General features: G+C 59.2%; 26 protein-coding genes, 2 tRNA genes and 1 pseudogene. 14 read left to right on the forward strand and 15 right to left on the reverse strand.

Features of this window, described 5'->3' with window-relative positions:
* Window positions 1-26: 26 nt before the first annotated feature.
* On the reverse strand, window positions 27-1457 hold the full coding sequence (gene lysA, locus ACOYO3_RS07395) for a diaminopimelate decarboxylase (RefSeq protein WP_427305835.1): 1431 nt from the start codon (window positions 1455-1457) through the stop codon (window positions 27-29).
* A 121-nt stretch (window positions 1458-1578) separates the two neighbouring features.
* On the opposite strand from lysA, the gene ACOYO3_RS07400 reads away from it, so the two are divergent.
* The 4 genes from ACOYO3_RS07400 (at window position 1579) to ACOYO3_RS07415 (ending at window position 7161) form a co-directional block, all read left to right on the forward strand.
* A tRNA-Arg gene (locus tag ACOYO3_RS07400) sits at window positions 1579-1650 on the forward strand.
* A 153-nt stretch (window positions 1651-1803) separates the two neighbouring features.
* Window positions 1804-3021 carry a glycosyltransferase family 87 protein gene (locus tag ACOYO3_RS07405; protein WP_002524923.1) on the forward strand — a complete coding sequence of 406 codons (1218 nt, stop codon included), beginning with the start codon at window positions 1804-1806 and terminating at the stop codon, window positions 3019-3021.
* Between the two features lie 186 nt (window positions 3022-3207).
* On the forward strand, window positions 3208-6918 hold the full coding sequence (locus ACOYO3_RS07410) for a multifunctional oxoglutarate decarboxylase/oxoglutarate dehydrogenase thiamine pyrophosphate-binding subunit/dihydrolipoyllysine-residue succinyltransferase subunit (RefSeq protein ID WP_002524922.1): 3711 nt from the start codon (window positions 3208-3210) through the stop codon (window positions 6916-6918).
* A 66-nt stretch (window positions 6919-6984) separates the two neighbouring features.
* Window positions 6985-7161, forward strand: coding sequence for a DUF6104 family protein (locus tag ACOYO3_RS07415; protein ID WP_002518904.1), 177 nt, complete (start codon window positions 6985-6987; stop codon window positions 7159-7161).
* Window positions 7162-7215: 54 nt separating this feature from the next.
* Here ACOYO3_RS07415 and ACOYO3_RS07420 read toward each other — a convergent pair whose 3' ends face one another.
* A complete protein-coding gene (locus tag ACOYO3_RS07420) occupies window positions 7216-7614 on the reverse strand; it encodes a hypothetical protein (RefSeq protein WP_002521539.1) in 399 nt (132 codons plus the stop codon).
* 281 nt (window positions 7615-7895) lie between these two features.
* On the opposite strand from ACOYO3_RS07420, the gene ACOYO3_RS07425 reads away from it, so the two are divergent.
* On the forward strand, window positions 7896-8147 hold the full coding sequence (locus ACOYO3_RS07425; protein WP_002513444.1) for a WhiB family transcriptional regulator: 252 nt from the start codon (window positions 7896-7898) through the stop codon (window positions 8145-8147).
* Between the two features lie 29 nt (window positions 8148-8176).
* On the opposite strand, the gene ACOYO3_RS07430 is transcribed toward ACOYO3_RS07425, so the two are convergent.
* Window positions 8177-9652 (reverse strand): sensor histidine kinase, encoded by a 1476-nt coding sequence (locus tag ACOYO3_RS07430; RefSeq protein WP_002517987.1) that lies wholly within the window; start codon window positions 9650-9652, stop codon window positions 8177-8179.
* Between the two features lie 181 nt (window positions 9653-9833).
* On the opposite strand from ACOYO3_RS07430, the gene ACOYO3_RS07435 reads away from it, so the two are divergent.
* A complete protein-coding gene (locus ACOYO3_RS07435) occupies window positions 9834-9908 on the forward strand; it encodes a 50S ribosomal protein bL37 (protein WP_369797015.1) in 75 nt (24 codons plus the stop codon).
* An 89-nt stretch (window positions 9909-9997) separates the two neighbouring features.
* Here the strand turns inward: ACOYO3_RS07435 and ACOYO3_RS07440 are convergent, their stop codons facing one another.
* Both ACOYO3_RS07440 and ACOYO3_RS07445 read right to left on the reverse strand, forming a co-directional pair.
* The gene (locus ACOYO3_RS07440; protein WP_002513442.1) at window positions 9998-10264 is read right to left on the reverse strand and encodes an anti-sigma factor RsrA; all 267 of its coding nucleotides are present in this window, start codon (window positions 10262-10264) and stop codon (window positions 9998-10000) included.
* Window positions 10261-10965, reverse strand: coding sequence for a sigma-70 family RNA polymerase sigma factor (locus tag ACOYO3_RS07445; RefSeq protein WP_027584993.1), 705 nt, complete (start codon window positions 10963-10965; stop codon window positions 10261-10263). Before ACOYO3_RS07445 ends, ACOYO3_RS07440 begins: the two co-directional genes overlap by 4 nt.
* A 190-nt stretch (window positions 10966-11155) precedes the next feature.
* Here ACOYO3_RS07445 and ACOYO3_RS07450 point away from each other — a divergent pair, with 190 nt between their 5' ends.
* Genes ACOYO3_RS07450 through rsgA form a run of 3 tightly spaced genes read left to right on the forward strand, consistent with a single transcriptional unit; the run spans window position 11156 to window position 14070 of the window.
* The gene (locus ACOYO3_RS07450; RefSeq protein ID WP_002521536.1) at window positions 11156-11788 is read left to right on the forward strand and encodes a DoxX family membrane protein; all 633 of its coding nucleotides are present in this window, start codon (window positions 11156-11158) and stop codon (window positions 11786-11788) included.
* Window positions 11778-13067: a 3-phosphoshikimate 1-carboxyvinyltransferase gene (gene aroA, locus ACOYO3_RS07455; protein WP_002516846.1), complete on the forward strand. Its 1290-nt coding sequence runs from the start codon at window positions 11778-11780 to the stop codon at window positions 13065-13067. The genes ACOYO3_RS07450 and aroA overlap by 11 nt, the downstream gene beginning before the upstream one ends.
* Before the next feature lies 1 nt (window position 13068).
* Window positions 13069-14070 carry a ribosome small subunit-dependent GTPase A gene (gene rsgA, locus ACOYO3_RS07460; protein ID WP_002513438.1) on the forward strand — a complete coding sequence of 334 codons (1002 nt, stop codon included), beginning with the start codon at window positions 13069-13071 and terminating at the stop codon, window positions 14068-14070.
* Window positions 14071-14488: 418 nt separating this feature from the next.
* Here rsgA and ACOYO3_RS07465 read toward each other — a convergent pair whose 3' ends face one another.
* The gene (locus ACOYO3_RS07465) at window positions 14489-15301 is read right to left on the reverse strand and encodes a hypothetical protein (RefSeq protein ID WP_002517797.1); all 813 of its coding nucleotides are present in this window, start codon (window positions 15299-15301) and stop codon (window positions 14489-14491) included.
* A gap of 206 nt (window positions 15302-15507) precedes the next feature.
* Here ACOYO3_RS07465 and ACOYO3_RS07470 point away from each other — a divergent pair, with 206 nt between their 5' ends.
* Window positions 15508-16296 carry an inositol monophosphatase family protein gene (locus ACOYO3_RS07470; protein WP_002518899.1) on the forward strand — a complete coding sequence of 263 codons (789 nt, stop codon included), beginning with the start codon at window positions 15508-15510 and terminating at the stop codon, window positions 16294-16296.
* A 43-nt stretch (window positions 16297-16339) separates the two neighbouring features.
* On the opposite strand, the gene serA is transcribed toward ACOYO3_RS07470, so the two are convergent.
* From serA to ACOYO3_RS07500, 6 genes are read right to left on the reverse strand one after another with little or no spacing between them, the layout of a single operon-like run.
* Window positions 16340-17530, reverse strand: coding sequence for a phosphoglycerate dehydrogenase (gene serA, locus ACOYO3_RS07475; RefSeq protein WP_002517979.1), 1191 nt, complete (start codon window positions 17528-17530; stop codon window positions 16340-16342).
* A gap of 46 nt (window positions 17531-17576) precedes the next feature.
* Window positions 17577-18362 carry an ABC transporter ATP-binding protein gene (locus ACOYO3_RS07480; protein ID WP_002516865.1) on the reverse strand — a complete coding sequence of 262 codons (786 nt, stop codon included), beginning with the start codon at window positions 18360-18362 and terminating at the stop codon, window positions 17577-17579.
* The gene (locus ACOYO3_RS07485) at window positions 18362-19171 is read right to left on the reverse strand and encodes an ATP-binding cassette domain-containing protein (RefSeq protein WP_002516854.1); all 810 of its coding nucleotides are present in this window, start codon (window positions 19169-19171) and stop codon (window positions 18362-18364) included. The genes ACOYO3_RS07480 and ACOYO3_RS07485 overlap by 1 nt, the downstream gene beginning before the upstream one ends.
* The gene (locus tag ACOYO3_RS07490) at window positions 19171-19983 is read right to left on the reverse strand and encodes an ABC transporter permease (protein WP_002524921.1); all 813 of its coding nucleotides are present in this window, start codon (window positions 19981-19983) and stop codon (window positions 19171-19173) included. Before ACOYO3_RS07490 ends, ACOYO3_RS07485 begins: the two co-directional genes overlap by 1 nt.
* Complete coding sequence (locus ACOYO3_RS07495) at window positions 19980-20957, reverse strand: ABC transporter permease (protein ID WP_002524920.1); 978 nt, start codon at window positions 20955-20957, stop codon at window positions 19980-19982. The genes ACOYO3_RS07490 and ACOYO3_RS07495 overlap by 4 nt, the downstream gene beginning before the upstream one ends.
* Entirely contained in the window at window positions 20954-22441 is a 1488-nt protein-coding gene (locus tag ACOYO3_RS07500) for an ABC transporter substrate-binding protein (protein WP_002516792.1), read from the reverse strand. Before ACOYO3_RS07500 ends, ACOYO3_RS07495 begins: the two co-directional genes overlap by 4 nt.
* 195 nt (window positions 22442-22636) lie before the next feature.
* On the opposite strand from ACOYO3_RS07500, the gene ACOYO3_RS07505 reads away from it, so the two are divergent.
* Window positions 22637-22713, forward strand: a tRNA-Met gene (locus ACOYO3_RS07505).
* On the opposite strand, the gene ACOYO3_RS07510 is transcribed toward ACOYO3_RS07505, so the two are convergent.
* Window positions 22670-22918: a helix-turn-helix domain-containing protein gene (locus tag ACOYO3_RS07510; protein WP_014167252.1), complete on the reverse strand. Its 249-nt coding sequence runs from the start codon at window positions 22916-22918 to the stop codon at window positions 22670-22672. The genes ACOYO3_RS07505 and ACOYO3_RS07510 overlap by 44 nt on opposite strands.
* Window positions 22919-22981: 63 nt before the next feature.
* On the opposite strand from ACOYO3_RS07510, the gene ACOYO3_RS07515 reads away from it, so the two are divergent.
* The 3 genes and pseudogenes from ACOYO3_RS07515 to ACOYO3_RS07525 all read left to right on the forward strand — a co-directional run bounded on the left by ACOYO3_RS07515 (window position 22982) and on the right by ACOYO3_RS07525 (window position 24718).
* Complete coding sequence (locus ACOYO3_RS07515; protein WP_002516837.1) at window positions 22982-23137, forward strand: helix-turn-helix domain-containing protein; 156 nt, start codon at window positions 22982-22984, stop codon at window positions 23135-23137.
* Window positions 23134-23684: pseudogene (locus ACOYO3_RS07520) on the forward strand (hypothetical protein). The gene ACOYO3_RS07515 and the pseudogene ACOYO3_RS07520 overlap by 4 nt, the downstream one beginning before the upstream one ends.
* Window positions 23685-24322: 638 nt before the next feature.
* Window positions 24323-24718, forward strand: a complete 396-nt coding sequence (locus tag ACOYO3_RS07525; protein ID WP_002518896.1) for a hypothetical protein — start codon at window positions 24323-24325, stop codon at window positions 24716-24718.
* Between the two features lie 145 nt (window positions 24719-24863).
* Here the strand turns inward: ACOYO3_RS07525 and ACOYO3_RS07530 are convergent, their stop codons facing one another.
* Both ACOYO3_RS07530 and ACOYO3_RS07535 read right to left on the reverse strand, forming a co-directional pair.
* On the reverse strand, window positions 24864-24989 hold the full coding sequence (locus ACOYO3_RS07530; protein ID WP_002518895.1) for a hypothetical protein: 126 nt from the start codon (window positions 24987-24989) through the stop codon (window positions 24864-24866).
* 74 nt (window positions 24990-25063) lie between these two features.
* A complete protein-coding gene (locus ACOYO3_RS07535) occupies window positions 25064-25477 on the reverse strand; it encodes a hypothetical protein (RefSeq protein ID WP_002524917.1) in 414 nt (137 codons plus the stop codon).
* Between the last annotated feature and the right edge of the window lie 178 nt (window positions 25478-25655).

The raw sequence follows: 25655 nt of genomic DNA on the forward strand, positions 1-25655 counted from the left end.
AGTGCGTAATAGGACTTTTCGATGCGTTACGGGCATGGCACCTCGGCACGGATCGGCCCTGGATCGAGAGCAAGAAGGTCGTCGATGTTCTCCCGGCGCAACAGCACCAACACACCCCGGTCCTCGTTCACGCTCACGACCGCCGGACGCGGTACATGGTTGTAGTTGGAAGCCATCGACCTTGAGTAGGCCCCGGCTCCGGGCACCGCTATGACATCCCCTGGGGAAACGTCACCGGGCAGGTAGACGTCGCGCACCAAGATGTCTCCGGCCTCACAGTGCTTGCCCACAATGCGGCACAGCACCGGCGCCACTTCCGAAGTCCGGTTGGCAATAACAGCCGAGTACTCTGCAGCGTACAGGGCAGGGCGAATATTGTCGCTCATCCCGCCATCGACGGAGACGTACATTCGCTGGGCACCAGTATCCAGGTCGACTGGTTTCACGGTGCCGACGGTGTATAGGGCCATCGTCGTCGGCCCTACAATGGCACGGCCGGGCTCCAGAGAAATATGGGGAACCTCCATACCCCTTCCCCGGGCTTCAAGGGTGACGATCTCGCGAAGGGCCCCAGCTAAGCTTTCGACGGTGGCCGGAGAATCTTGACTGGTGTAGGCAATACCGAACCCACCGCCAAGGTCGAGTTCGGGGAGGGCGCTCCCGGTGGCCTGATGGAACTGCTCGAGAAGCTTCATAGTGCGACGAGCCGCCACCTCGAAACCAGCGGTATCGAAGATCTGAGAACCGATGTGGGAGTGGACGCCTAACAGGTCGATGGCGTCACTGGTGTGGCACCTCACCATGGCAACCATCGCGGCGCCATTGGTAATTGAGAAACCAAATTTTTGATCCTCGTGGGCGGTGGCAATGTATACATGAGTATGCGCTTCGACACCTGCAGTTACTCGTACCATGACGCGGGCATGCCAGCCGTTTTCCCGACACAATTGCTCGATGCGCATGATTTCATCTAGGGAGTCGACGATGATCCGCCCCACTCCGACGCTAAGAGCCAATTTAAGCTCGTCAATTGACTTGTTATTCCCGTGCAACCCGATCCGGGCAGGATCCATCCCACCTTGCAGGGCTGTTATGAGCTCGCCGCCGGTGCAGGTATCTAGGAACAGACCCTCCTGGTCAATCCATGAGGCGATCGTGCGGGTCAAAAAAGCTTTCCCGGCGTAGTAGACGTCCCACTCGGAAAAAGCGTCACGGAAGGCCCGTGCCCGCTGCCGGAGGTCGGACTCGTCAAGCACGTAAAGAGGCGATCCGTATTGCGACAACAGCTCGGTGACGGTCACCCCGGCCACCTCAACGATTCCATCGTCATCACGATCAGTCGATGCTGACCAGAGCGCAGGGTCCAATGCGTTAACGTCATCAGGCAAGGTCAGCCACTGCGGACCGGCAGCTGCGACGTCGGCGTGGACCGAGCCGGCAACGTGCATGTGCGTCATGGTTACACCTTGCCAGAGGCCACCGACACGATCGCAGAGTGTCCATGCTCGCGATCTTGAATGGCGAGCAGCCCACCGGTGCGCTAAACTCCACAGGTGGTCGGGGCCTTCGGGCCTGTCGGCTCCCGTAGCTCAGGGGATAGAGCACCGCCCTCCGGAGGCGGGAGCGAGGGTTCGAATCCCTCCGGGAGCGCTCGAGCTATGTCCTTAGCGGCGTACCTGGATTTATCAGGTAGGGTGTCAGTTCGTGCCATTTCGTGACGCCAAAACCGCTCGCCAAGGATCCCGAGCTGCGCTGTTTTCTGCGGCAGGTGCCATCGTGCTGTGGACAGTGGGTCGACTCGTCATGCTTCACGTCTTTATCCAGCCGTCATCGAACTACATCACGGGTGACCTCCGGTACTACCTGTGGTGGATGTCGAGCGGACAACCAGATTCGTCCGTCCTGCCGGAATACCCGCTGCCTGTTGTGTGGTTCATGCGAACCCTCTATTGGGCCGGAGGCGACACCTACTTCCCTATGGCCTTTTCAATGACGATGCTGCTACTCGACGCCATCCTCGCAGTGGCGATGTGGCATGACGGCCATCGCGCGGGGGCACTGTGGTGGATCGTCCTGGTGCCCTTCCTTGGGCCGATCATGTGGAATCGCTTCGACATGGTTCCTGCAGTCTGCATGGGACTGGCAGCCTTGTGGTACCGACGCCATCCGGCAGCCTGCGGCGCCATGATCGCATTAGGTGCCGCGACAAAATTATGGCCTGCCCTCCTCATCTTGCCCATGATCTCCCGACATAGAGCTGCCGTGCGGCGTCTCATCGCCTTCACTATCACTGGTTTTGGGCTCGCCCTGGCATCACTTCTCGCGGGCGGCTGGGAACGTCTCGTCTCACCGCTGACGTGGCAGTCCGGCCGCGGCCTGCAGATCGAATCGGTGCCCGCCACTATTCCGATGCTCCACTATTTCCGCAACCCTCACGGCGACCACACCGTCAGGATGTCGAGCTATAACGCATACGAGATCTTCGGCCCAAGCGTGGCTAGCTGGAAGTCCGTCTCCACCGGCCTCATGGTGCTCGCGGTCGCCCTAGCCATCGGTTTGGCCGTTGTCTCGTGGCACCGAAACGGCCTTGATCACCGGACCGCTGTCATGGCAGACCTCGTCATCATTGGCGCCCTCATCGTGGCTAACAAGACCCTGTCTCCACAGTATTTCATTTGGTGGGCCGCTCCGACTGCAATGATCCTGGATCGTGTCTCGGCCGAGGCCAAGGACCCTGGTGATTCCGACGCCCTATCCTGGGCACGCACGTGGTGCTGGATCGTCGCCGTGCTGATGGCCGTCACCACCTTCATGACCCAGCAGGTGTACCCACTGCACTACCAAAAGATCCTCGGGGGTTCATCAAGTACCGGCTGGTTGCTCGTCAGTCGCAACATGCTGGTCGTCATGACCTTTGCGGCGTGCATCGCAACGTTGGTGGCAAGCCTTCGTATGCACGTGCCCGCACAGCCGACCGTAACGCCAGCGAGACCGCGTCACGCCGCACTTAATGAACGGTGATTTATATCACATTTTGGGGATTGGCGCCAGTTGTTCCCCGATATGTCTAAATTGTTGGGATGACACGGCTAATCCGGCTACCATCATCACGTCTGGGTCGATAAACACAGACAGAGCAGCGCAGCTCGAAGGGCCTGTCTAAAGGTTCCGCGAGCGCTCGAGACGACGGTTTGACGGAAGAAGGCAGTGGTGAGTCCCGCCCCACACGACAAGTCCAACAACTCTCCTGATTTTGGAGCCAACGACTGGCTCATCGAAGAGATGCGTGACCAGTATCAGAGTGATCCGAATTCGGTCGATCCGGCCTGGGCTACGTTCTTTCGCAAGGAGGCAGTCGAGTCCACCGACTCGGTGACTAAATCTGCCGCTAAGGATGTCCCAGGCGCGTCGGCCCCCAAGCCTGCGACGAAGCCGCAGCCTGTTCCTGCTGCGAAACCCGCGCCCATCACAGCCCCGAAGCCCCAAAAGCAGCCTCCGCGTCCTCCAATGTCCGCAGACGCACCGCGACATAGCGCCAAGCTCGAGACTGTTGAGCCGACGGTAACGAAAATGAAGGGTGCGCCGATGCGCACCGCCAAGAATATGGATCAGTCGCTAACCATGCCGACGGCCACGACGGTACGTGACGTACCGATGCAATTGGTCATCGAACAGCGCACCATGATCAACTCCTTCCTTAAGAAGGCCAAAGGCGGCAAGGTTTCCTTCACCCATATCCTGGCTTATGCCATGGTCCAGGCCCTCAAAACGGTGTCCGCCATGAACAATGCATATGCCGAGATTGACGGTAAACCGCACCTCATCGAAAACCATCAGATCAACCTCGGCATGGCCATCGACGTCATTGCCTCGGATGGATCGCGCAAGCTGGTTGTGCCTGCTATCAAGGGCGCCGAGCAGATGGACTTCCTTGATTTCTGGCGAGCTTATGAGGAGATCGTCCGGAAGGGGCGCACTAATGAGCTGACCGTCGACGATTTCAAGGGGGTTACCGCCTCCCTGACGAACCCGGGTGGCTTTGGCACCAATCACTCCATCGCTCGCCTTATGCCTGGCCAGGGCATGATCCTCGGGGTTGGATCGATTGACTATCCCGCCGCCTATCAGGGCAACTCCCCTACTCGAATAGCGGAGTTGGGTATCTCCAAGGTGACGACGCTCACCTCTACCTATGACCATCGCATCATCCAGGGTGCTCAGTCCGGAGAATTCCTGCGCCGCATGCATCAGTTGTTGCTGGGAGCTGACCGCTTCTATGAGGACATCTTCGAGTCACTGCGCATCCCCTACGCCCCGGTTCAGTGGGCAAGTGACCGTCTTGCTAATCGCGCTGATCAGGTAGGAAAGCAAGCTCGCGTCATCGAACTCATCGATGCGTGGCGTCGTTTCGGACACCTATCGGCTGATCTCGATCCCATCGAGTACCGGCCGCGGTTCCACCGCGACCTCATGCTCAACAGCCACGGGCTGACGCTGTGGGACTTCGACCGTACCTTCCCGATCGCGAACTTCGCTGGTCAGCGCCGCGCCACGATGTCCTTGCGCGAGATTCTCACGATCTTGCGTGACTCGTACGCCTCGAAGATGGGCATCGAGTACATGCACATCGCCGACTATGAGCAGCGCAAGTGGTTCCAGGACCGTTTCGAGAAGGAGCATCAGCCGCTCTCTCGGAAGATGCATTTGCAGATCCTCGACCAACTCAACGAGGCCGAGATCTTTGAGACCTTCTTGCAGACCAAGTTCGTCGGTCAGAAGCGTTTCAGCCTGGAAGGCGGCGAGTCCGCCATCGTCTTGCTGGCAGCCCTATGCAATCGCGCAGCTGACGATGGTCTCAACGAAGTCTGCATCGGCATGCCGCACCGTGGCCGTCTCAATGTGCTAGCCAACATCATCGGGAAATCCTACGGACAGATCTTCCGTGAATTCGAGGGCAATGCCGAGCCGGTGAATTCTCAGGGGTCCGGTGACGTCAAGTACCACCTCGGTGATGAAGGCCAGTTCACCGCAGCCTCGGGTAACACCATCAAGGCATCTGTCGCCGCTAATCCCAGCCACCTCGAGGCAGTCGATCCGGTTCTCGAAGGTATCTGCCGTGCCAAGCTTGACGCCCTCGGCAACCCCGAAGGTTTCCCGGTACTGCCCATTCTCATGCACGGTGACGCTGCGTTCGCGGGTCAGGGTGTCGTCTACGAAACCCTGCAGATGAGCCAGCTTGGGGGCTACCGCACTGGCGGCACCATTCACGTCATCGTCAACAATCAGGTTGGCTTTACCACTTCCCCGCGCGACGGTCGTTCCTCAACCTACTGCACCGATGTCGCTAAGGCTGTTGGCGCACCGGTCCTCCACGTCAACGGAGATGACCCGGCATCGGTGGTCCACGCGGCTCGTATCGCCTACGAGTATCGCCAGACCTTCCATCGCGATGTCGTCGTTGACGTGGTGTGCTATCGCCGGCGCGGCCATAACGAGGGTGACGATCCGAGCTTCACACAACCGCACATGTACGGCCTCATCGCTGAAAAGCGCTCGACCCGCAAGCTCTACACCGAGAGCCTCATCGGTCGTGGCGATATCACTACCGAGGACGCCGAGGCTGTGATGACAAAGTTCCGCTCTCGTCTGGAGACAGTGTTCAAGGAGGTTCGCGAAGCCACCTCGACGCCTGAGCCCTACAGCGGTGTGCCAGACTACCCGGTCAAGCACAGTGGCCTGCACCAGACCAAGGTCGAGCCTGACACAATGGAGGCCGTCGCCAGGGCTCATGAGAATCTGCCAGAAAGCTTCAATGCTCACCCCAAGGTCGCCCCACAGATGACACGGCGCGCCAAGCATATCCGTGAGGGCGGTATTGACTGGGCCACCGGAGAGATGATCGCATTGGGTTCCCTTCTGCGTGATGGCGTACACGTCCGTCTAGCCGGTCAGGACAGCCGCCGCGGCACCTTCTCCCAGCGTTTTGCGGCGCTGGTAGATCACGAAACCGGTGAGTTCTACGTCCCGGTTAACCACCTTGGAGGCGAACAGGCGCACCTCGACGTCTTCGATTCTCCGCTTAACGAGTACGCAGCGATGGGATTTGAGTACGGCTACTCTGTCGCCCGTCCGGATTCTCTGGTGCTGTGGGAAGCCCAATTCGGCGATTTCACCAACGGTGCTCAGACGATCATTGATGAGTTCATCGCCTCGGCTGGCTCCAAGTGGGGTCAGAAGTCGGGAGTCGTGCTGCTGCTGCCGCACGGTTACGAAGGTCAGGGGCCTGATCACTCATCGGCCCGTCTGGAGCGCTTCCTCAATCTATGCAGTGAAGACGCTTTGGCCGTCTGCCAGCCCTCGACCCCGGCAAGCTACAGCCATTTATTGCGTCAGCACGCGTACGTCAATATGCATCGTCCAGTCGTTATCGCAACGCCGAAATCGATGCTGCGCAACAAGATGGCGACCTCGGATCCCGAAGACTTCACCACCGGTAGGTGGCGTCCTGTTCTACCCGACCCATCGATCACCGACCCGACGGCCGTTACGAGGATTATCTTGTGCTCTGGCAAGGCGCGGTGGGAGCTAGTCAAGCAACGTAAGGCCACCAGTCTTGACGGACAGCTCGCCATCATCCCGATGGAGCGTCTCTACCCGCTACCAGTCGACGAGTTGGCTGAGGTTCTTGCGCCTTACACCAACGTCACGGATGTCCGCTGGGTCCAAGAAGAGCCAGAGAACCAGGGCGCCTGGTACTACATGCTGACCCACCTGCCCCAGGCCATGTCGGAGAAGTTGCCAGGATTCTTTGATGGGTTAGTCGGCATCACCCGCCCACCGTCCTCAGCTCCGTCGGTGGGACAGCACAGCGTCCACATCCGTGAAGAGCAGGAGTTACTCGAGAAGGCTATGGCCTGAGCGACCTGACGACGTGCACCACGGCGCCATCTCTCACCAGGTGACGCCGTGGTGCATGATGGGGCCATGTATTTCACTGACAGAGGTATCGAGGAACTAGAAGACCGTCGTGGAGACGAGGAGATCACCTTCACCTGGCTCGCCGATGAGTTGCGTCACTTTGTCGACCTCAACCCTGAATTTGAGGTTCCCGTGGAACGCCTTGCTACCTTCCTCGCCAGGCTCGACGACGAGGACGAGTAGGCGGCATACACCAACCCGCAGCAATCGGGTCAGTCTTGGCCAGGGAGCCGAGTGTCAGCCTCTAAGCCAGGTCCGAGATCGTGGCACCAAAGAAGCGACGATGACTGTTGCAGGGATGATGGCCAAGCCCCAGAACCACGCTGGTCCACCGGAACGCTGCGTCGACACCAACACCACGAGGTGCAACATGCCGCTTGCCACGAGCAATCCCTGGGCCGAAGACCGACCCTTGATGGCTAGCCATCCGACCAGGGCTACGAGACTCGCATAAATTATGAGCATCGCCCCGACCCCAGCACCGAAGATGTCACGGCCCGACACCATAACTCTGATGGCCACAATGAGTAAAACCACCGTGCTGATCCAGGTCCCAGCTACGGCAACCAACACGGCCGCGGGGACCCTGCCATGACTCACAGACGATCGCACATCGTGTTCACTTGACGGAATCATGGCTTTACTCCTGCGCGGGTAGACCAAGGACGTATCATAATCGAACTGGCTGCGGACTCCTCATAGCGTGCTCGCCTGGACCAACGTGCATCGCGTCCGAGCGATTCATGCGAGGATGTTCGTCCTACGGCGGATGCTCTTGCCAAAGTATTCGCCGGTTGCCAGACTTTCATGGCTACCTGCCGCATAGTCACTTCGTCGGCTATGCGGCACGATGGGTTATCCGCCCGCACTTATCACACGTGCCCTGGGTTGCGCCGGGGAGAAGGAGTCGAAGAGGCATGGACTGGCGCCACAGGGCTGCCTGCCTGAGTGAGGATCCCGAGCTGTTCTTCCCGATTGGAAACACTGGCCCGGCCCTTGCCCAGATCGAGGAGGCGAAGAAGGTCTGTGCCCGGTGCGAGGTTCGCGCCGAGTGCTTGGCCTGGGCTCTGGAAGCCGGCCAGGACCACGGTGTGTGGGGCGGCATGAGCGAGGACGAGAGGCGCGCTATCAAACGTCGTCAGTCCCGCTCCCGCGTGCGTCGTTCCTGACCTGCTCACAGTTCTCCGCTCGTCGATGGTCACAGCCGCTGGAGCGGGATTACGAGCCTGGCACAGGTTCCGACCCGGTCGGAGTTGTCCTCGAGGGTGAACGTGCCACCGAGGTCCTGCATCAAGGTCGTCACGATTGACAATCCCAGCGAGCTGCGGTGGTTATCTAGCGAGAACCCTTCTGGCAGCGGTTTACCGTCGCTGACAATGTCGACAACAAGGGCGTCATCGGTGCGGTGCGACCGCACGATGACATTCCCAGAGGATGAATCCAGGCTATGCTCGATGGCGTTTTGACATAACTCTGTCGTCGCCAGCGACAACGCGGTAGCAGTCTCAGCAGGGACCTCGCCAAAGCTGCCTTCCCGTCGAGCTACCACCGACCCGGATGAAGCCGCCACATCACCGACCATGTGGAGGATACGGTCAGCAACCTCGTCAAAGGCCACCTGTTCCTCGAAGTTCTGCGAGAGAATCTCGTGGACGACAGCAATGGCCGATACCCTTCCCATGGCCTGTTTCAGGGCATCCTTCGCGTCCGAGTTACTCATACGTCGTGACTGCAGCCGCAACAGTGCCGCAACTGTTTGTAAGTTATTCTTCACCCGGTGATGGATTTCCCTAATCGTGGCATCTTTAGTTACGAGCTGGCGATCTCTGTCCCGCAACTCGGTGAGATCACGAATAAGGATCAACGTGCCAGCCGAAACCTCAACATCGTCAAGCCAGGTCTGCAGCGGAATGACGCGAGCCCGCACAGTGGCATCAGAGTTTTCGATATCAGTCTCGGTGAGCCAGCGCCCTTCTAAGTCCAGGGTCAGCGATTGACCGACTTCACGCAGCCTCGGACACAGCTCTCGCACCGTCGGAATGAGGTATTCCCCATCCAAGTCACCGGCAAGGCCTAGACGACGAAATGCCGATAGCGCGTTCGGGCTGGCAAACGTGATCATGCCCGTGGCGGCCACGCGGATCACGCCGTCAGTAACCTTGGGAGCAAGCGCTCGGTCAGAGCCCGGAAACTGCGGGAACCTACCATGATGGAGCATTTCGGAGAGGATATCAGCGATTTCAAGGTAGTTATCCTCGGTGTTACCCGGCGCCCTCACCCCCATCTGATTGGTGTGCCTTTCGACGACAGCGATGACTTCCCCACGACGAACGACCGGGATCGCCCAGATATCAACCGGGATGCCTGCAGACAGTTTGTTATCGCTGGTTTCACACATCTCGGCGCTCATAAAGGCCTCGGTGACCAGGCTCTCGTCATCATAAGCGACAGACTCACCGACGACGTCGTCCTCCAGAGCAGTCGGGCCAGTATCTGGACGCACCTGGGCAACGGCCCAGAATACGTTCGGGTCCCTATCGGGAACCCACAAGATGAGGTCGGAGAACGACGTATCGGCAAGCATCTGCCAGTCGTCGACGAGGTCCTCGAGCCAGGTGATATCGGCGTCGTCGAGACGAGTCCGGTCGGCGACGATGCGGTTAAGGGCAGGCATGCCGTCACTCTAGTGACAGAAATCAACCCAGCTCCAGCTGGTAGCGAGATCAGCAAAAATGAGTGATTCGATTTGGGTCAAGACCGCCCGATACGGCAGAATTGACCGTCGTTGCCGCGCATCCGCGCGGACCCTCCTTCATCAGTAGGGAGGTTTATGACCCCTCAGGAAGGAGAGCGCCATGGGCAAAACTGGTCGTAAGCGTCGTGCGCGTCGTAAGAAGGGCGCCAACCACGGCAAGCGTCCCAACGCTTGAGGTTTGGGATAGTAAGGCCCCCGTCCCTAGGGACGGGGGCCTTACTCGTCGTGCTGACTCCCCCCCATGCTCAGGGACTCACACCGAGCTCAGGCCTGCCAGCGATACGTGACGTGCATTTGCACGAGACGACTCCGCAACTGCATAGGAGCTGCGACGGTGCGGTTGCACCGTTTGAGAGCTCGAGAGACGGCAGCTTCCATATCGGCTTCATCCATGCAACTTTCGCACGCCGCGATGTGACGGCGGAAGGCATCAGCATCGTGCTCACTCATTTCTCCATGGAGGAATTCCTGGAGATGGTCAATGACCCAATAACAGGATTCCTCGTTACCAGCGGACTGGGTCATCGTCATCCCTCCCTTCCTGCTCTACGGGCTATCGCAGAACGACCAAGATCCTCTTCATCTACTTGCCCGGCGCGAGGACCGATCCCTCGAGCGCCTGCGACGTCGACCAACTGTTTACGCAGCTGCTTGCGAGCACGATTTAGCCGACTCATCACGGTCCCGATTGGGGTGCCCATGATTTCAGCGATTTCCTTGTACGCGAAGCCCTCGACATCAGCCAGCAAAACGACCTGGCGGAACTCATCCGACAACCCGTCCAGAGCGTCTAGAATCTGCTGGTCAGGCAGCCCATCTAGGGCCTCCAACTCGGCAGACCGCAAACCGTTGCTGTCATGGGACGCAGCTTTAGCGATCTGCCAATCCTCGACGTCCTGGTCATCTGATGTCTGGGGGCGACGCTGAGCCTTGCGGTACGAGTTGATGTAGGTATTCGTCAGAATGCGATACAGCCAAGCCTTGAGGTTCGTACCAGGTCGGAACTGGTGGAACGAGGAAAAAGCTTTGGCATAGGCCTCTTGGACAACATCTTCGGCGTCAGCCGGGTTGCGGGTCATGCGCAGCGCGGCGCCATAGAGCTGGTCAAGGTATTCGAGGGCGTCACGCTCGAAACGTTGCGCCCTCTGGGTTTTCGTCTCTTCAGCGACGTCGACGGTGCCCGACGCATCCACGCGACGATCCATCCTGTCCTCGGATTCACGTGTGATCATCGTGTGCCAGCTTAGTGCACAGCGTTGGCCCTCGAAAAAGCGAGGCCTCCGCAACGTACGGGGCGCGATAAGCGCAGCGGTCATGGTGCGTCAACACACATGCCAGGCTACTGTATTCCCGCAACTAGTCATCATCTGGCGAAAATTATGCCCAGTTAGCTACCGCAGAAGCCTTCGGCGCGGTAGACATATGTCCATGAGTATCATCCGAGGCTTGGGCCGGACCATGTTCGCCAGTTACTTCATCGTTAAGGGGACGAATTCCGCGATGAAGCCCGATTCCTTCGTGGAAGATGCCGCGCCGGTCGTTGACCGTCTCCTCCCTGTGGTGCAGCACGCGCTGCCGGCGTCTATCAGTGCCTACATTCCTGAGGACACCAAGACCCTGGTCCGCGCCACCGGTGCTGCCCAGGCCTTCGGCGGCCTTGGAATGGCAACCGGCCTTGCTCGTCGCGCTGGCGCCGGCGTCGTTGCTGCAACGATGGTCCCGCATGTGCTCGCCTCTATTCCCGACAAGACCTCACCGAAGGATGAGCGCACTGCCGCCCGTTCCGTCTTGCTGCGCAACGTCGCGTTGCTCGGTGGGGCGATGATGGCCTCCCGCGACACCGCAGGCCACCCCAGCCTGGCCTGGCGCGCCGCCGACACCCAGCGCCGCGTTTCCTCGGCAGCAAGCGGCCAGCGCAAAGCCATTACCTCGTCGGTTGATGGCTTGTCAAAATCGGCCCGTAAGAAGCTGAAGAAGGCCCAGAAGAAAGCCGCTAAGACTCAGAAGAAGGCTCAGAAAAAGGCCAAGAAAGCTCAGAAGAAGATTGCTGACTGACCAGCATCTGTGGAACGCCCCGCGAGCCGAGCGCCTTCTCGCGGGGCGTGTCACGGTCCCGGGGTCAAAGTCCCAGACGAACCGTGCCCTTGTCCTCGCAGCTCTCAGTGACGGGCCTAGCGTCCTTGAGGGCGTTTTGGCATCCCGAGATTCCTATCTCATGTCAGCCGGGCTGCAGCTCCTCGGAGCAGACATCCAGCCCATCGGCCCCGGCTCCGTTCAAGTCATGCCAGGTCTGGCTCATCCGACCGGCCCGATCGAGTGTGGAATGGCCGGTACCGTGATGAGGTTCCTTCCGGTCGTGGCCGCGCTGGTGCCTGGACAGACCCGATTCGTGGGAGACGAGCAAGCCTCTCGACGCCCTATCGCGCCAGTTCTCAATGGGTTGCGCCAGCTCGGCGTCGAGGTCGATTCTGACCGACTGCCGTTTTCCCTGAACGCCCCGGACCGCATGTGCGGCCCAAAGGTCACGATCGATTCGGCGACATCGAGCCAATTCATCTCGGCCTTGTTGCTAGCCTCAGCTCGTTTCCCGCAGGGAATTGACCTTCGTCATAATGGGGCGTCAGTGCCGTCGATCCCTCACATCGCCATGACCTGTACCATGTTGGCGGACCGAGGTGTCACCGTAGTCTCAGACGAGCCGTGCCACTGGGTGGTGCGACCTGGACCAATACATGCCCTCGATGACGTCATCGAACCCGACCTCACCAATGCCGCGGTATTCCTCGCAGCTGCCTTAATTGTCGGCGGGTCTGTGACAGTGCCTGGTTGGCCGACAGACAGCACCCAGCCTGGCGCACAGTTCATGGGGATCGCCGAAAAGATGGGAGCGATGGTATCCCGTGTTGACGGCTCAATGACTATCGCCGCCCAAGGCTGGCAAGAGTTGCGGCCTCTTGACGTCGACCTCCATGAGGCCAGTGAACTTACACCAGTCGTTGCAGCTGTGGCCTCTCTTGCTCGGGGCCGCTCGCGTATCCGTGGTGTGGCGCATATTCGCGGCCACGAAACAGACCGCCTTGCCGCTCTCGAGCACGAACTGGCTAAGTTGGGCGTTGAGGTCCAGCAAACCGACAACGGCCTAGACATCACTGGTCGAGGTGCTGACAAGCTGCACGGTGGAAAATTTGGATGTTACGCCGATCATCGAATGGCTCATGCCGGGGCTCTTCTTGGACTTGTCATCGACGGGGTTGAGCTCGACGACATCACTTGCACGTCGAAGACCATGCCGCAGTTCCCGCAGATGTGGGCCAACCTCGTCGAGGAGGTTTGACGTGTCTCCTCGACGTTTAGCCTCCTCTGGGATCGACATGCGTGACTGGTCCTCCTATGACCGTCCCAAGCGCCGCACCAAGCCGCGAACCAAGCAGCGTCCTGACTACTCGTCGTTGCCGATTGGGACCGTTATCACCATTGATCGTGGCCGCTATCGCTGTCGTCTTGATGACGGTGTGGAAGTGACCGCCGCCAAGGCCCGGCAGCTTGGTCGGAAGTCAGTCATTGTTGGCGATAAAGTGCGGCTTGACGGCGACGTGTCGGGAGCCGAGGGATCCCTCGCTAGAATCGTACACACTGAAGAACGCGTCACTGTGCTCAGGCGTACCGCAGACGACACTGACCCCCATGAGCGCCCTATCGTCGCTAATGCCGATCAGGTGGTCGTCGTTACGGCTCTTGCTGACCCCCCACCGCGTCCAGGCATAATCGATCGCATCCTTGTGGCAGCCCATGCTGCGGGAGTCTCCCCCATCCTCTGTCTCACTAAAGCTGACCTCGCCTCCGGCGACGACTTCGTCGCAATGTATTCGCAGCTGGGAATACCCGTCACCACAAGCCAGCCCGGAGCAGACCTTGCCGAGTTGCACCAACTTCTCAGAGGCAAGGTGAGCGTTCTCGTCGGCCACTCGGGTGTTGGTAAGTCAACCCTCATCAATGCTCTGGTTCCTGGTGTCAACCGGGTCACTGGCCACGTCAATGACGTCACTGGGCGAGGACGCCATACCTCTACTAGCGCTGAAGCGATCCCGTTGTCCGAAGGCGGTTGGATCATCGATACCCCAGGGGTGCGCTCCTTCGGATTGTCCCACGTCCCCACTGGGGACATCCTGGCCGGATTCGAAGAGCTCGATGCCGTGTCCGTCGACTGCCCTCGCGGATGCCAGCACACCAATAGCAGCCCAGAGTGTGCACTCGACGACGCCGTGTCCGATGGACGGGTGCAGCAATCTCGGGTGGACTCGCTGCGTCGGCTATTGAGCGCCACCGCTCCCCGCTGATCAGCGGACGGGGAGCACGCTCAATTCTTGTTGCCAAGCTCGTCCTGGCTATCGATTTTGGAGCACCCTGAGACGTCCGGATGAATGTAGCGATACCGTCCGCTTCTTCCTCCCGGCATCCCACGTAAGGCATGTGCCCGGTGTCGAAGAAAGCCTCTTCGATGCGATCAAGCGCGCGATCGTCCAACTTGAGATAGTTGATGGTGTCTCGAGCCGCTAAGTACGGGGTTGCCAGGTCGTAGTGGGCGTACTCGACACGCACACGCAGCCCCTTCTAGGCCCGCAGAATGCGTTCCAGCTTGTCTGTGACGTTGACCGGACACCCCTGGAACTCTTTATAGTCCCAATTCTTATACAACAGCAGACCGAGGTTGTACTGCGACTCCGTGGTGACGCCAAGCTCGCTACGCAGGGAGTGCTAGAAGCCGTGTACGAAAATGGCGACAGTATCGTCCCCGCTAGGATCGGTATCGGCGACCTCGTAAGTCCGCCTCGGCAGAGCACCCGTATAACGTCCGTCGATGCGACCAACGGCTTTACCTTTGCTGCGCAGCAGCTCAGTGCAGAACCTCACATGCTCAATACGAAGATCAGCGCGCTCAATGTAATTGACGTCCAGACCTGTGAGCCGCGAAACAGTGGCGACAACCTGGGCCCTGTCAGCCGGATCGAGGCGGTGGCCCGCAGCTAGCGCCTTGCGATAGGGGCCGTCTGCAAACCCCTCGGCCTCGTCAAGGACATCTTCGAGAGTGCGATCGGCATTGTGGCCGTGGTAATGGGCGTTTGCCGCGTAGGTGGGAAGAAAACCGATGCACGCCCGATCCCAGGTGAGGTCCTCGAAATCTTGAGTACCAAAGTCGAGAACCGACGACACCAGGATGATGCCGTTGAGGTACATCGAGAAGGTGTCCTGCAACCGTTGCGCAACACTGACGGCTCGGACGGTTCCATACGACTCGCCAAGAAGATAAAGCGGACTCCCCCAGCGCCCGTAGCGGGTAACCCACAACCGGATGAGTTCGCTGACCAGTTCGACGTCTTTACTCCAGCCGTGCCACTCGTTGGGATCGTGTCCGTCAACGACGCGGGAGTACCCCGTCGACATGGCGTCCATAATGACGAGGTCTGTCTCGCGCAGCAGAGTGTGCTCGTTGTCGATGAGGTGGAAGGGCGGGGTAGCAGGTTGCTCGGGAGTACCGAGGTCGACGACACGAGGCCCATATGCAACCACACTGACGAGGACCCAGGCACGCCATTATAGACAAACGTCAACGGCCTCGCAAGTGGGTTATCACCAGATCGTCGGTTGGGACTGGTTCCGCTGGAGCCTTGGTGGGAGTTTCGTGTGCCGTCATAACTTCAGCCTACGGCCGCCAGTCGCAAGGCACCGTGAGGCTTCATCTCCTCGATCTGCCGGTATCCCAGTATGGTGTGGATATGGCCGACCACACCGATGACCTCCGCCTGGCACATATCCTCGCTGACGACGCTGATTCTTTGACGATGTCTCGTTTTGGCGCCCGAGATCTGACGGTCTCGACTAAGCCTGACCATTCCGAAGTCACCGACGCGGACCTTGCCGTCGAAGATTCGGTGCGCAGAACCCTGTCTCGGATGCGCTCCCGGGACGCCGTCCACGGCGAGGAACGTGCCGATACCGGGGATGGACCCCGCCGGTGGATCATTGATCCGATCGACGGCACTGCGAATTTTCTGCGTGGGGTCCCAGTGTGGGCCACCCTCATTGCCCTCAGCGTCGAGGACCAGATTGTCGCATCTGTGGTCTCTGCTCCTGCCCTCAAGCGACGCTGGTGGGCAGCCCGTGGCTCAGGAGCATGGTCGGGCAAATCCCTGGCCTCAGCGACACCGATCCACGTCTCGAATGTGCGCAATCTTGCCGACGCGTTCTTGTCCTATTCTTCGCTGCACGGATGGGTCGAGAGCGGACGAGGGCACGGGTTCGGTGAACTCATGCGGTCGGTGTGGCGGACCCGAGCCTTCGGCGATTTCTGGTCTTACATGATGGTGGCAGAAGGTGTCGTCGATGTGGCATGCGAGCCGGAACTCAGCCTGCACGACATGGCCGCCCTCGACGCTATCGTCACCGAGGCGGGCGGTAAGTTCACCGGTCTCGATGGCAAAGACGGCCCGTGGTCTGGGAATGCTCTGGCGTCGAATGGTTTCCTTCATGACCAGGCCCTAGCCATGGTCCAGCCCCAGGAGTGAGCACCGGTCGCCGGACGCCCCTGTCCCCGCTGCGCATCGCCAGTTAGAGGATACGAGCCCGAATTGTCCCCTCAAGAACGGTGACATTGGCGAGCAGCCCACTGTCAGTCTCCGCAATGTCGAGAATGCAGTAACCGAGCTCGCCCTTCGTCGCCAGAGCCTGGTAAGTGACGTTTCCCCCCTGATCAGCAACGAGTCGGTTCAGGGTCGCCATGACACCTGGGACATTGCGATGTAGATAGCCGATGCGAGCACCCGTGCGAGGCGATGGGGTGATCTCAGGAATGTTAACACTCATTCCGGTCGCGCCGTTATCTACATAGTCGATAAGTTTCCCGGCGACGTAACGACCGATATCAACTTGAGCCTCTTGGGTGGACCCGCCGATATGCGGGGTCAGAATAACATTGTCCATCTCGCGCAACGGAGAGATAAAGGGCTCTTTTCCGGAGGCCGGCTCTTCGGGATACACGTCCACTCCTGCGCCAGCGATGTGTCCAGTACGTAGGTTGTCCACCAGAGCATTGATGTCGACGACCTTGCCTCGCGACAAGTTTAGAAAGAGGGACCTCGGTCGCATCATGGCGAATTCGCGATCCCCGATAAGATCGGTGTTGCTGGGGCGTCCATCGATATGAAGAGACACCGTCTCGACGCTACCAAGCAGCTCTTCCATGGAATCACACTTGTGAGCGTTGCCCATAGGTAAAACATCAGCGATGTCATAGAAAAACACCTGCATGCCCATGGCCTCTGCCACGACCGACAGCTGCTGGCCAATATTGCCGTAGCCGATAATGCCTAGTCGACGTCCACGAATCTCGTGCGACCCAATTGCGGACTTACGCCACACACCGTTGTGCATTTGAGTATTGCGATCGCCTAAACGACGAGCTAGAGCGATGATCTCTGCCATGACAAGCTCAACGACTGAACGGGTATTGGAATAAGGAGCATTAAAAGCGGGAACGCCAGCCTCGGCTAACGCATCAAGATCCATCTGATTAGTGCCAATACAAAAAGCGCCAACCGCATGGAGCTTGTCGCCGCAGGCCTCAACGACCCGACGAGTAACGCGGGTACGTGATCTGATGCCCAACAGGTCAACTCCGTCAAGGGCGCTGATGAGGTCATCCTCGTCAAGGGCCTCACTTACCCGCTCGACCTCGTATCCGGCCTTTTTCAGTGTTCGGACCGCTTCGTCATGGATGTTTTCGAGTAGCAGCGCCTTCATAACCGCCAGTTTATGGAGGGGGCAAGCGCGACCCGTTGCGGGCGTCTCAATGGGTGGAATCATCGACGCGAATGCGTGGAATCGCTCTTAGTAGCTCCTGAGTAACCACGTGCTGCGGGTCACGGTACACGTCCGCGAGCTTACCCCGCTCGACGATCCGCCCGACGCTCATGACAGCTACCGTGTCACATAAATGTCGCACGACGCCTAGGTCATGGGAAACGAAGATCATCGTCAGACCGCGTTCCCTCACTAGATCATTGAGTAGGTTAAGGACCTGGGCCCGCACCGACACATCCAGCGCCGACACGGGTTCGTCAGCAACCAGGACATCGGGTTCAGTCACCAAGGCCCTCGCAATGGCGATACGTTGTCGTTGCCCGCCTGAGAACTCGTGTGGGAAGCGACTAGCAGATTCGGGATCCAGGCCAACGTCAACCATGACCTTCGCCAGCCTGTCCTTGCGCTGCTGACGAGTCGTTCGTCGTGCAACCGGCGACCGCAACGGCTCAGTGATCGCCCTTCCAATACTCATACGAGGGTCGAGGGAGGACCGTGGATCCTGGAACACCATCGCAGCGGATCGCCGAAGCTCCCGGATAGCGTTGGCATCTGTGAGGGATGTCCCCCTAAAACGAACAGTCCCCGAATCTGGCTGTCGTAGCGCCATCATCGCCTTGAGCAGGGTGGATTTTCCAGCGCCAGACCCGCCGACTAGACCTAGCCGCTGTCCTTCGTTAACGTGCAGCGAAACTCCATCAAGAGCATTGGTGCCTCCACTGCTTGATCCCAGGTGCAGGTGCAAATCCTCGACCTCGATCTGAGCCGTCATCAATCCTCCAACGCGATTGTCGTCCCAGGCTCGACAAGGTCGAGTCGGGCAGCCCGCAGTAAGCGACGAGTGTAAGGATGATCAGGGTGAGATAACACATCACGCGCTGATCCGGCTTCAACGACCTTGCCCGACGTCATGACGATAAGCTCCCGGCAGATGTGCGAGACAACCGCCAAATCGTGGGTAATAAATAGGCATGCGGCACCAACCGAGTCAAGCACCTCATCGATAGTCGCCAGTACCTGAGACTGCACCGTGACGTCCAAGGCGGTCGTCGGCTCGTCACAAATGAGCAGATCCGGCGAGTTCACCAACGCCATGGCAAGCAGAACCCGTTGACGCTGGCCACCGGACAGTTGATGCGGATAGGAATCCATCACCCTGGCTGGATCCTCAATACCGACCTGCTCAAGCATCTCAAGGACGCGTCCACGAGCATGGCCGCGAGTGACGGTGCGATGCAGGAGCGGTACCTCCCCTACTTGCCGACCGACCTTCATAGTTGGGTCCAGAGCGGTCATAGGTTCCTGGAAAACCATTCCAATACTGCCGCCCCGAAGGGCCGACATGGCATGGTCCGAGGCACCTAGTAGCTCCTTACCGCGCCAGCGCACCGAGCCAGACACGTGCGCGTTGCCAGGCAGCAGGCCCATGATCGCCAGGGCTGTGACGGATTTGCCCGACCCAGACTCGCCGATGAGTCCGAGTCGCTCACCGGCTTCCAGAGACCAGCTCACGTGGTCAACAGCGACCCGCCGATGCCGTCCGAAGTCGACAACCAAGTCATTAACCTCTAGCAAAGGCATCAACGAACCTCCCTCAAACGCGGGTCAAGGAAGTCTCGTAATCCGTCACCAAGAAGGGTGAATCCCATCACGGCTCCCGCGATAGCCACGGCTGGCGCCACGGTCAACCAGGGTGAATCAAAAAGGTACACCTGCGAGTCCCGCAGCATACGCCCCCAGGTCGGGACGGTCGCCGGTGTCGCTAAACCGAGGTAGCTCAGCGCAGCCTCGGCCAAGATCGCCGTGCCATAGGAGACAGAGGCCTGCACCCCAATCAGTGGAGCGATATTGGGAAGAACATGGTTAAAAGCCACAGACCTCCATGCCATCCCGGAGCTGCGCGCGGCAACCACATAGTCCTGCGCGAGGATCTGGCGGCTGGCAGTTCGGGTAATGCGTGCGAACACTGGCACCGTCGATACCCCGATCGCAATCATCCCTGTCAGCGTCGATCCGCCTACGGCAGCCGCCAGGATGATGGCAAGCAACAGGGCCGGGAAAGCGTAGAGAAGGTCTGCGGCTCGACCAACGACTGTTGACCACGGACGAGGCAGCATTGCCGAGGTAACCCCCCAAGGCACCCCGATACCAGCTGCTATGAGCACTGAGACCACGCCAACGAGCAGACAAGTACGAGCACCCACAAACATTCGCGAGGCAATATCGGAACCGAATCCGTCAGTGCCTAGCCAGTACTGCCCATTAGGCCCCGTCAGCCGTTCAGCTGGGACAACAAGATTGGGATCGTGCGGAGTCCACACTGCGGAAGTCGCCCCCGCGATGACGACGATTCCAACCAGCACACATCCAATGACCAGACCTGCCCGTTTCATGAATGCTCCTCCTGAGCAGCGCGGATCGTTGTTCGTAGGCGCGGATCGAGGACGACGACGATGAGGTCCGTGAGATAAGAGATGGCCATCACAATCGCCACGATGACCATGACGACGTCGCTCACGACAAGCAAGTCACGGGTGCTGACTGCGTCGAGAAGATACGACCCGAGTCCAGGAATGACGAACACTTCTTCCACGACGATGGCGCCAACAAGCATCGCGCTGGCCTGAAGTCCAAGCACGGTGGCCAGACTGATCGAGGCATTGCGCAACCCATGACGATGCAGGGCCGGCCACAGCCGCCACCCGACCGCCCGCGCCGTCTGCATGTGATCGTCAGTTAGCACATCGATGAAGGCGCTGCGCACATACCGCATCATGACGGCTGCCTGAACGATCGAGAGAGACAACACAGGCAAGATGAGGTGGGCTGCCCATGCACCGGCATCCTCATGCAGGGGAACGTAGCCGCCAGCCGGTAACCAACCGAGAGTCACGGAGAACAGCAAGATGAGTAGGATGCCAGCTAAGAAGGCAGGAATGCTCATCAAAACCTGGGACAGTGCTGAGGCCACAAAGCCGCGACTTTTCCGACGATGTACAGCTGCATACGCTCCTACCGGTAAGCAGACCAGCAGAGCGAGCACGAGGGACAACCCAACCAACCAGCCGGTCACCGCAAGACGAGAAGCAATCTGCGGGCCGATGGGTTCGGCGGAAACCATTGAGGTGCCAAGGTCACCCCGAACTAGGGAACTAATCCAGTCCCAGTAACGCTGGGGCCAGGGAAGATCGAGTCCAAGCCGAGAGCGCACAGTAGCAGCAGCTTTGGGGTCGGCATTGGCGCCAAGAATAACCTGAGCGACATCCCCGGGTAGCAAGCTGAGTAGCGCAAAAACGACAAAGGAAGCGACGATTAGCCACACCAGCAGCTCCCCTAAGGGAATTAAGACACGTTTGAGGACGGTCACTTCGACCTCCTCACCTTGGTCAGATCGAAACTCATTGACGTTGAGTTGCGTTGCAGACCGGTGATGCCAGACTTGCTGATGGTGATCTTCGGCATAAGGAAGAGAAACCCACCCGCGGCGTCGGTAGCCAGGATCCGGCTGGCCTGCATCATCGTCTCGTTGGTGCGATCGGCCGGACCAGTGCGCGCCGACTCGATAAGACGATTAAATTCCTTATTGTGGTAACGCCAGTAGTAATCCGGGTTCGCCCAGTTGACAATGTCGCGAGCCTCGACATGGGCGACGATCGTGAGGTCGTAGTCCGCATGGGTGTAAACGACATCGAGCCAACGGGCGGGAAATTCCAGCTCGTCGGTGACGACGTTGATGCCAACCTGGGCAAGCTCAGAGGCCACCACCCTGGACGCTGCAGTCGCGTAGGGCAATGCGGCTGTACGGAGCCTGAGAGTAAGGCCGTTGCCATACCCGGCGTCAGCAAGCAATTTTCGTGCCCGGACCGGATCATGTGGCCAGGTATGAGACAGGTCGGTATACCAGGGGTCAGTGGGAGGAACCATCGACCCGATGAGAGTTCCCTGCCCGTTCCAGACGACGTCAAGCAGACCCTTCCGGTCAATCGCCATAAGGATGGCCTGACGCACCCGCCGGTCTGAGAGAGCCTTCGACGTATTGTTCATTCCGAGGACCACCTCGCCGTTGGTGGTCCCACGTAACACCCGATAGTTCGGGTTACCGGTAAACCGGGATAACGCTTGCGGAGTCGTCATGTCGGAGACCACGTCGAGATCCCCCGACAGCAGGGCTGCCGTCTGAGATGTCGGGTCGGAATAGTAAGCAAAGCGGACGGTAGGGCGATTCCCCTCGTGCCAAGGTCGCGGAGACGGAGACAAGGTCACCGAATGTCCTGGGGTGAACTCAGTGACGACATAGGGTCCGGACCCTTGAGGTCGGGTAGCCAGGTCCTTCGTCGCCGGATCGATGACAACTCCCGACGTGCTGGCCAGGTTAAACAATAGGAAGTTGTCGCGATTCGACAGATCGAGGATGACGGTGGAGTCATCCGGGGTATGAATAGCCTTGATCGCAGCCAGGTTTGCCTGATTCACCGGGCTTGCCGACGCACCCCTCATAAGCTCTAGGGAAGCCTTGACGGCAGCCGAAGTCACCCGGGCGCCAGACGCGAACCGGGCGTTGGGGTCAAGGCGAAAAGTGAGTCTCAGACCGTCATCAGAAAGCTTCCACGACTTCGCCAGCAACCCGACGAGCTTGCCCGAATCATTAACCCGAACGAGAGTCTCATAAACGTTATAGAGCAGGACCTGCGGAATCGCCGCGGCCGCGTTGGACACTAAGTCGAGGGTTGGAGGGGCTGCTGTTGCCCCGATGGTGAGTACGTTGTCGTCAGTCGACTGGCAACCGGCGATTCCTGTGGCCGACAAAGCTACCGCAACGGCTAGCCCTGCAGCTTTGAGCTGGTCTCGCATCGTCTAGTCATGCTCCCTTCGGGCTCGGCGCCCTGCCGGCGAGCATAGACCCCCTGTGCGCCCTACGCGAACCCCTCGAGATCAGTGTGGTAGGGCGCCCGAGAATGAGTACCCACCACCATTGGCTTTTCGGTCGGGCTTTCCCACATCTGATTTGTACTGCAACAGTGTGATCTGTATAGTGAAGCGAGCCGACGCGGGGTGGAGCAGTTCGGTAGCTCGCCGGGCTCATAACCCGGAGGTCACAGGTTCAAATCCTGTCCCCGCTACCAGTTCCCCGTCAGCTTCAGGGTTGGCGGGGATTTTTCTACCCCGCGCGGGCAGCAGAGTACTGACCTCTACACCAAGAAATTCGGCAACATGGAATAGGTCGCCGATAGACCACCCAATCTCCCCGCGCAGCTTTCGCCCAGCGGCCGCTGGGGTAACCCCCAAAGCTCGCCCCAGCTCCACCCGAGTGAGCCTTTTTCTGAACATGAGTGAGTTGACAGTGATCCCCACAGCTTCGTCTGCCGTATAGCCCGAAAGTACGCCTCGCTTGTGAATCCGACTCACAAGTTGGTGTTGGCCGCATTGGCGAATTTTGCTGATGATGATCTGGCGTGGCCGAGGGTGGATACGTTGTCGCAGTTGACGTCGTCGTCGCGGCGGACGGTGTTTCGGGCTGTGGATGTTAGTAGGCGCAGGCTTGATTGAGCGTCTTCGTGGGTGTGAGCGAGCGGAACAGGGTGGGCTGCATCGGGCGCAATCGGTGTGGCGTTTACGGGTGCCCGATAGCGTCTCGCGGCGTCATAGTGGCCGTGACCGTCGTCCTGGAATGGTTCGTGAATCCCCTAGTCAAATCCACTGTGACACTGGTGACACACTCCTCCACACCCCCCTATTTGGTAGAGGTCTGCAGCCTGGTAGTCCTCTAAGCGCCATAACAGTCGTGTGTTCATCGGCTTCTTCCAAGGTTTGTGTTAGCGCGATGTTGCGTAATAGCCTATTCCTACGAAAACGGAGTGGGAGTCTGAGGACATCCCACCCAACCCCCGGTGGGATGTCCAGCACGACGCGGACCGAAGCCGGGGGCTTCTTTGTGTCTGGAGTCACAATCTCACTGTTACGATGTGGGGCCGCCACGCTAGTTCTTTTCTTGCCATCGTCAATCGTGTCTCCTATTCGGGTAAAGGCGTTGGGTTATGGTCAGGTGCCGGTGTGGTGGGGTGGCCAGTGCGGTGGTAGTGGGCAGGGCTGTTGATGCTTGGTTAGGTGCGGGCAGGATGATGTTGGGGTGGTTCATCCAGTGAAGTCGCGGTAGGCGTTGATGCGCCGAGCGACGTGTTCCCAACGTGCACGCAGTTCAGGGCTGGTGATCGCGTCGGGTACGAGTCCGAGGGCGTTGATCCAGGCTGGGCGGTCGGAGTGGTGACGCGAGCAGGAGTTCGAGGGCTACCGTTAAACGATGTGCGTTGCGTGAGGCGGCACGTCAGCATCGTGGGATAAGTGAAGCGATGGCCTCAGGGGTGTCACTATTAGACTGGTACCAACAACCGTTATGGTGAAGGCCCGCGCGGTGAGCACAGGCCTAGTTGTAGTGGTCATGGCGAGGCAATGTTAGCTGCGGCTTTCTGGACCGATTCTGCATGCCGGTTGACGAACTCTGTTGCAGTAGTTTGAGCTGAGCTGTTTCAGGGCTCAAGCGGCCGGTAGCAGTGTCATGGGGGAATCCCAAGAAGGGAAAGTGGGGTCTTCTTCCACTGCGACCTCTGAGCCGCCCAGCTACCCGCAATCAGAGTGGAACCGGCGCTAGGGACGTGTGTCCGGTATGGGCTGGCCTGACATGAGCGGCACCGTTATGGTGTATGTATAAGTGGGTCTTTGCGCTGGCAGGATGTGTTGAACGTGGCAACGATGAGCAAGAGACATCCGGGACGGTTTGGGCACATTGTGGCTGAAATTATCCAAGACATCGTTGGTGTAGGTGTCGTGGCGATCAATAGTACCGTCCTAGTGATCATGGCGGCTGTTCTTGCTGAGTATGTTCCTTATAAACACTTCTACCACGTGGTAGGTAATGTGGTTGTGTACGCCTGTCTTGCTGCGGCGATTGCGGTGCCGTTTTTTGTACATCACTGGCGTAAGCGACGTCCGGGTTCACATCCCGCTACTGATTATGTGGGGCGTAGTGTGCGACGTGCTGGGCTACTAACGTTGATTGGCACGATGTTTATCGGGAAGCTAGTTTCACCCGCAACGCGTGGTATGTCACGTAGCTCACGGCGACGATGGTGAGCCGATCGCTGTGAGGTCAGGTGAATCGGCAGCCAACGACCTGACTGAGGTCTGGTTCGGGTTGCGCATGTGAGGGGCAAGAGGTGTCTGCCCCCTCACTCTTGTCAGTGTCGGTCTCCCGGTCGCCACTGTGATGATCAATCGGTCAGACTCGCCGCGCCGCCGCGTACAGTTCGGTTCCCGAAATATCGTCGCTGATCCGGTAGCGGCTAGTCCGGTTTGTCGCCAGCCCCAGCGGAAGAGCCTCGTGACCGTGGGAGGACGGTCTCATCGACAGGATCTGCCATTCTGAGCCACGTTCGAAAACGGTGGTTTTCGAGCAGCTGGTAAGTATTCAGAGGGGCATCAGCGGGTGAGTTGGTAAACCCTTTGGCGGGTCACCCCAAGCACGCGGGCGGTGTCGGTGGCGCTGTATTTCTTCTCGACCCTCAGCAGAGTGACGGCCTCACGCTTGCGTGTGGCCGCGTGATCAAGCACCTTCCGGGCTTGGTGCTCTTCCTCCTCACCTTCTTCCCACATGCGGCGGGCGTCGGCCTCACCATCCAAGCGAACGTGAACCTTAAACGCCTTCTCATCGGGTCCATCCTCATCCCAGGCGGTAATGATTCCGCGGGCCTCGTCTGCGACCTGACCCAACTTCACTGCTTGCCCAACCGCCCCGAGGGCCGGAATCTCGAATACCCAGAAATTCGCCTCAGGTGAGACCTCACGATGGGCGATCACGTCATAGACCGTCCCAACTTCTGCTGTCATGCTCATTACTTTCACTCCTTCGGACTCGTCACGCCTGCTCGCTCCAGCTGCGCCAGGACACCAGCGGACATGAGCCGGTGACCTGTTGGTATCGATACACGCCCGGCCCCGTTAGACCTCCCCCAGATTTCACGACTTCCTTATCACCAACGAGACCGGCGACGCACCTAGTACGTCGCCAGCC

This window comes from Cutibacterium sp. KBN10P07758, assembly GCF_050286205.1.
Classification (GTDB): domain Bacteria; phylum Actinomycetota; class Actinomycetes; order Propionibacteriales; family Propionibacteriaceae; genus Cutibacterium; species Cutibacterium acnes.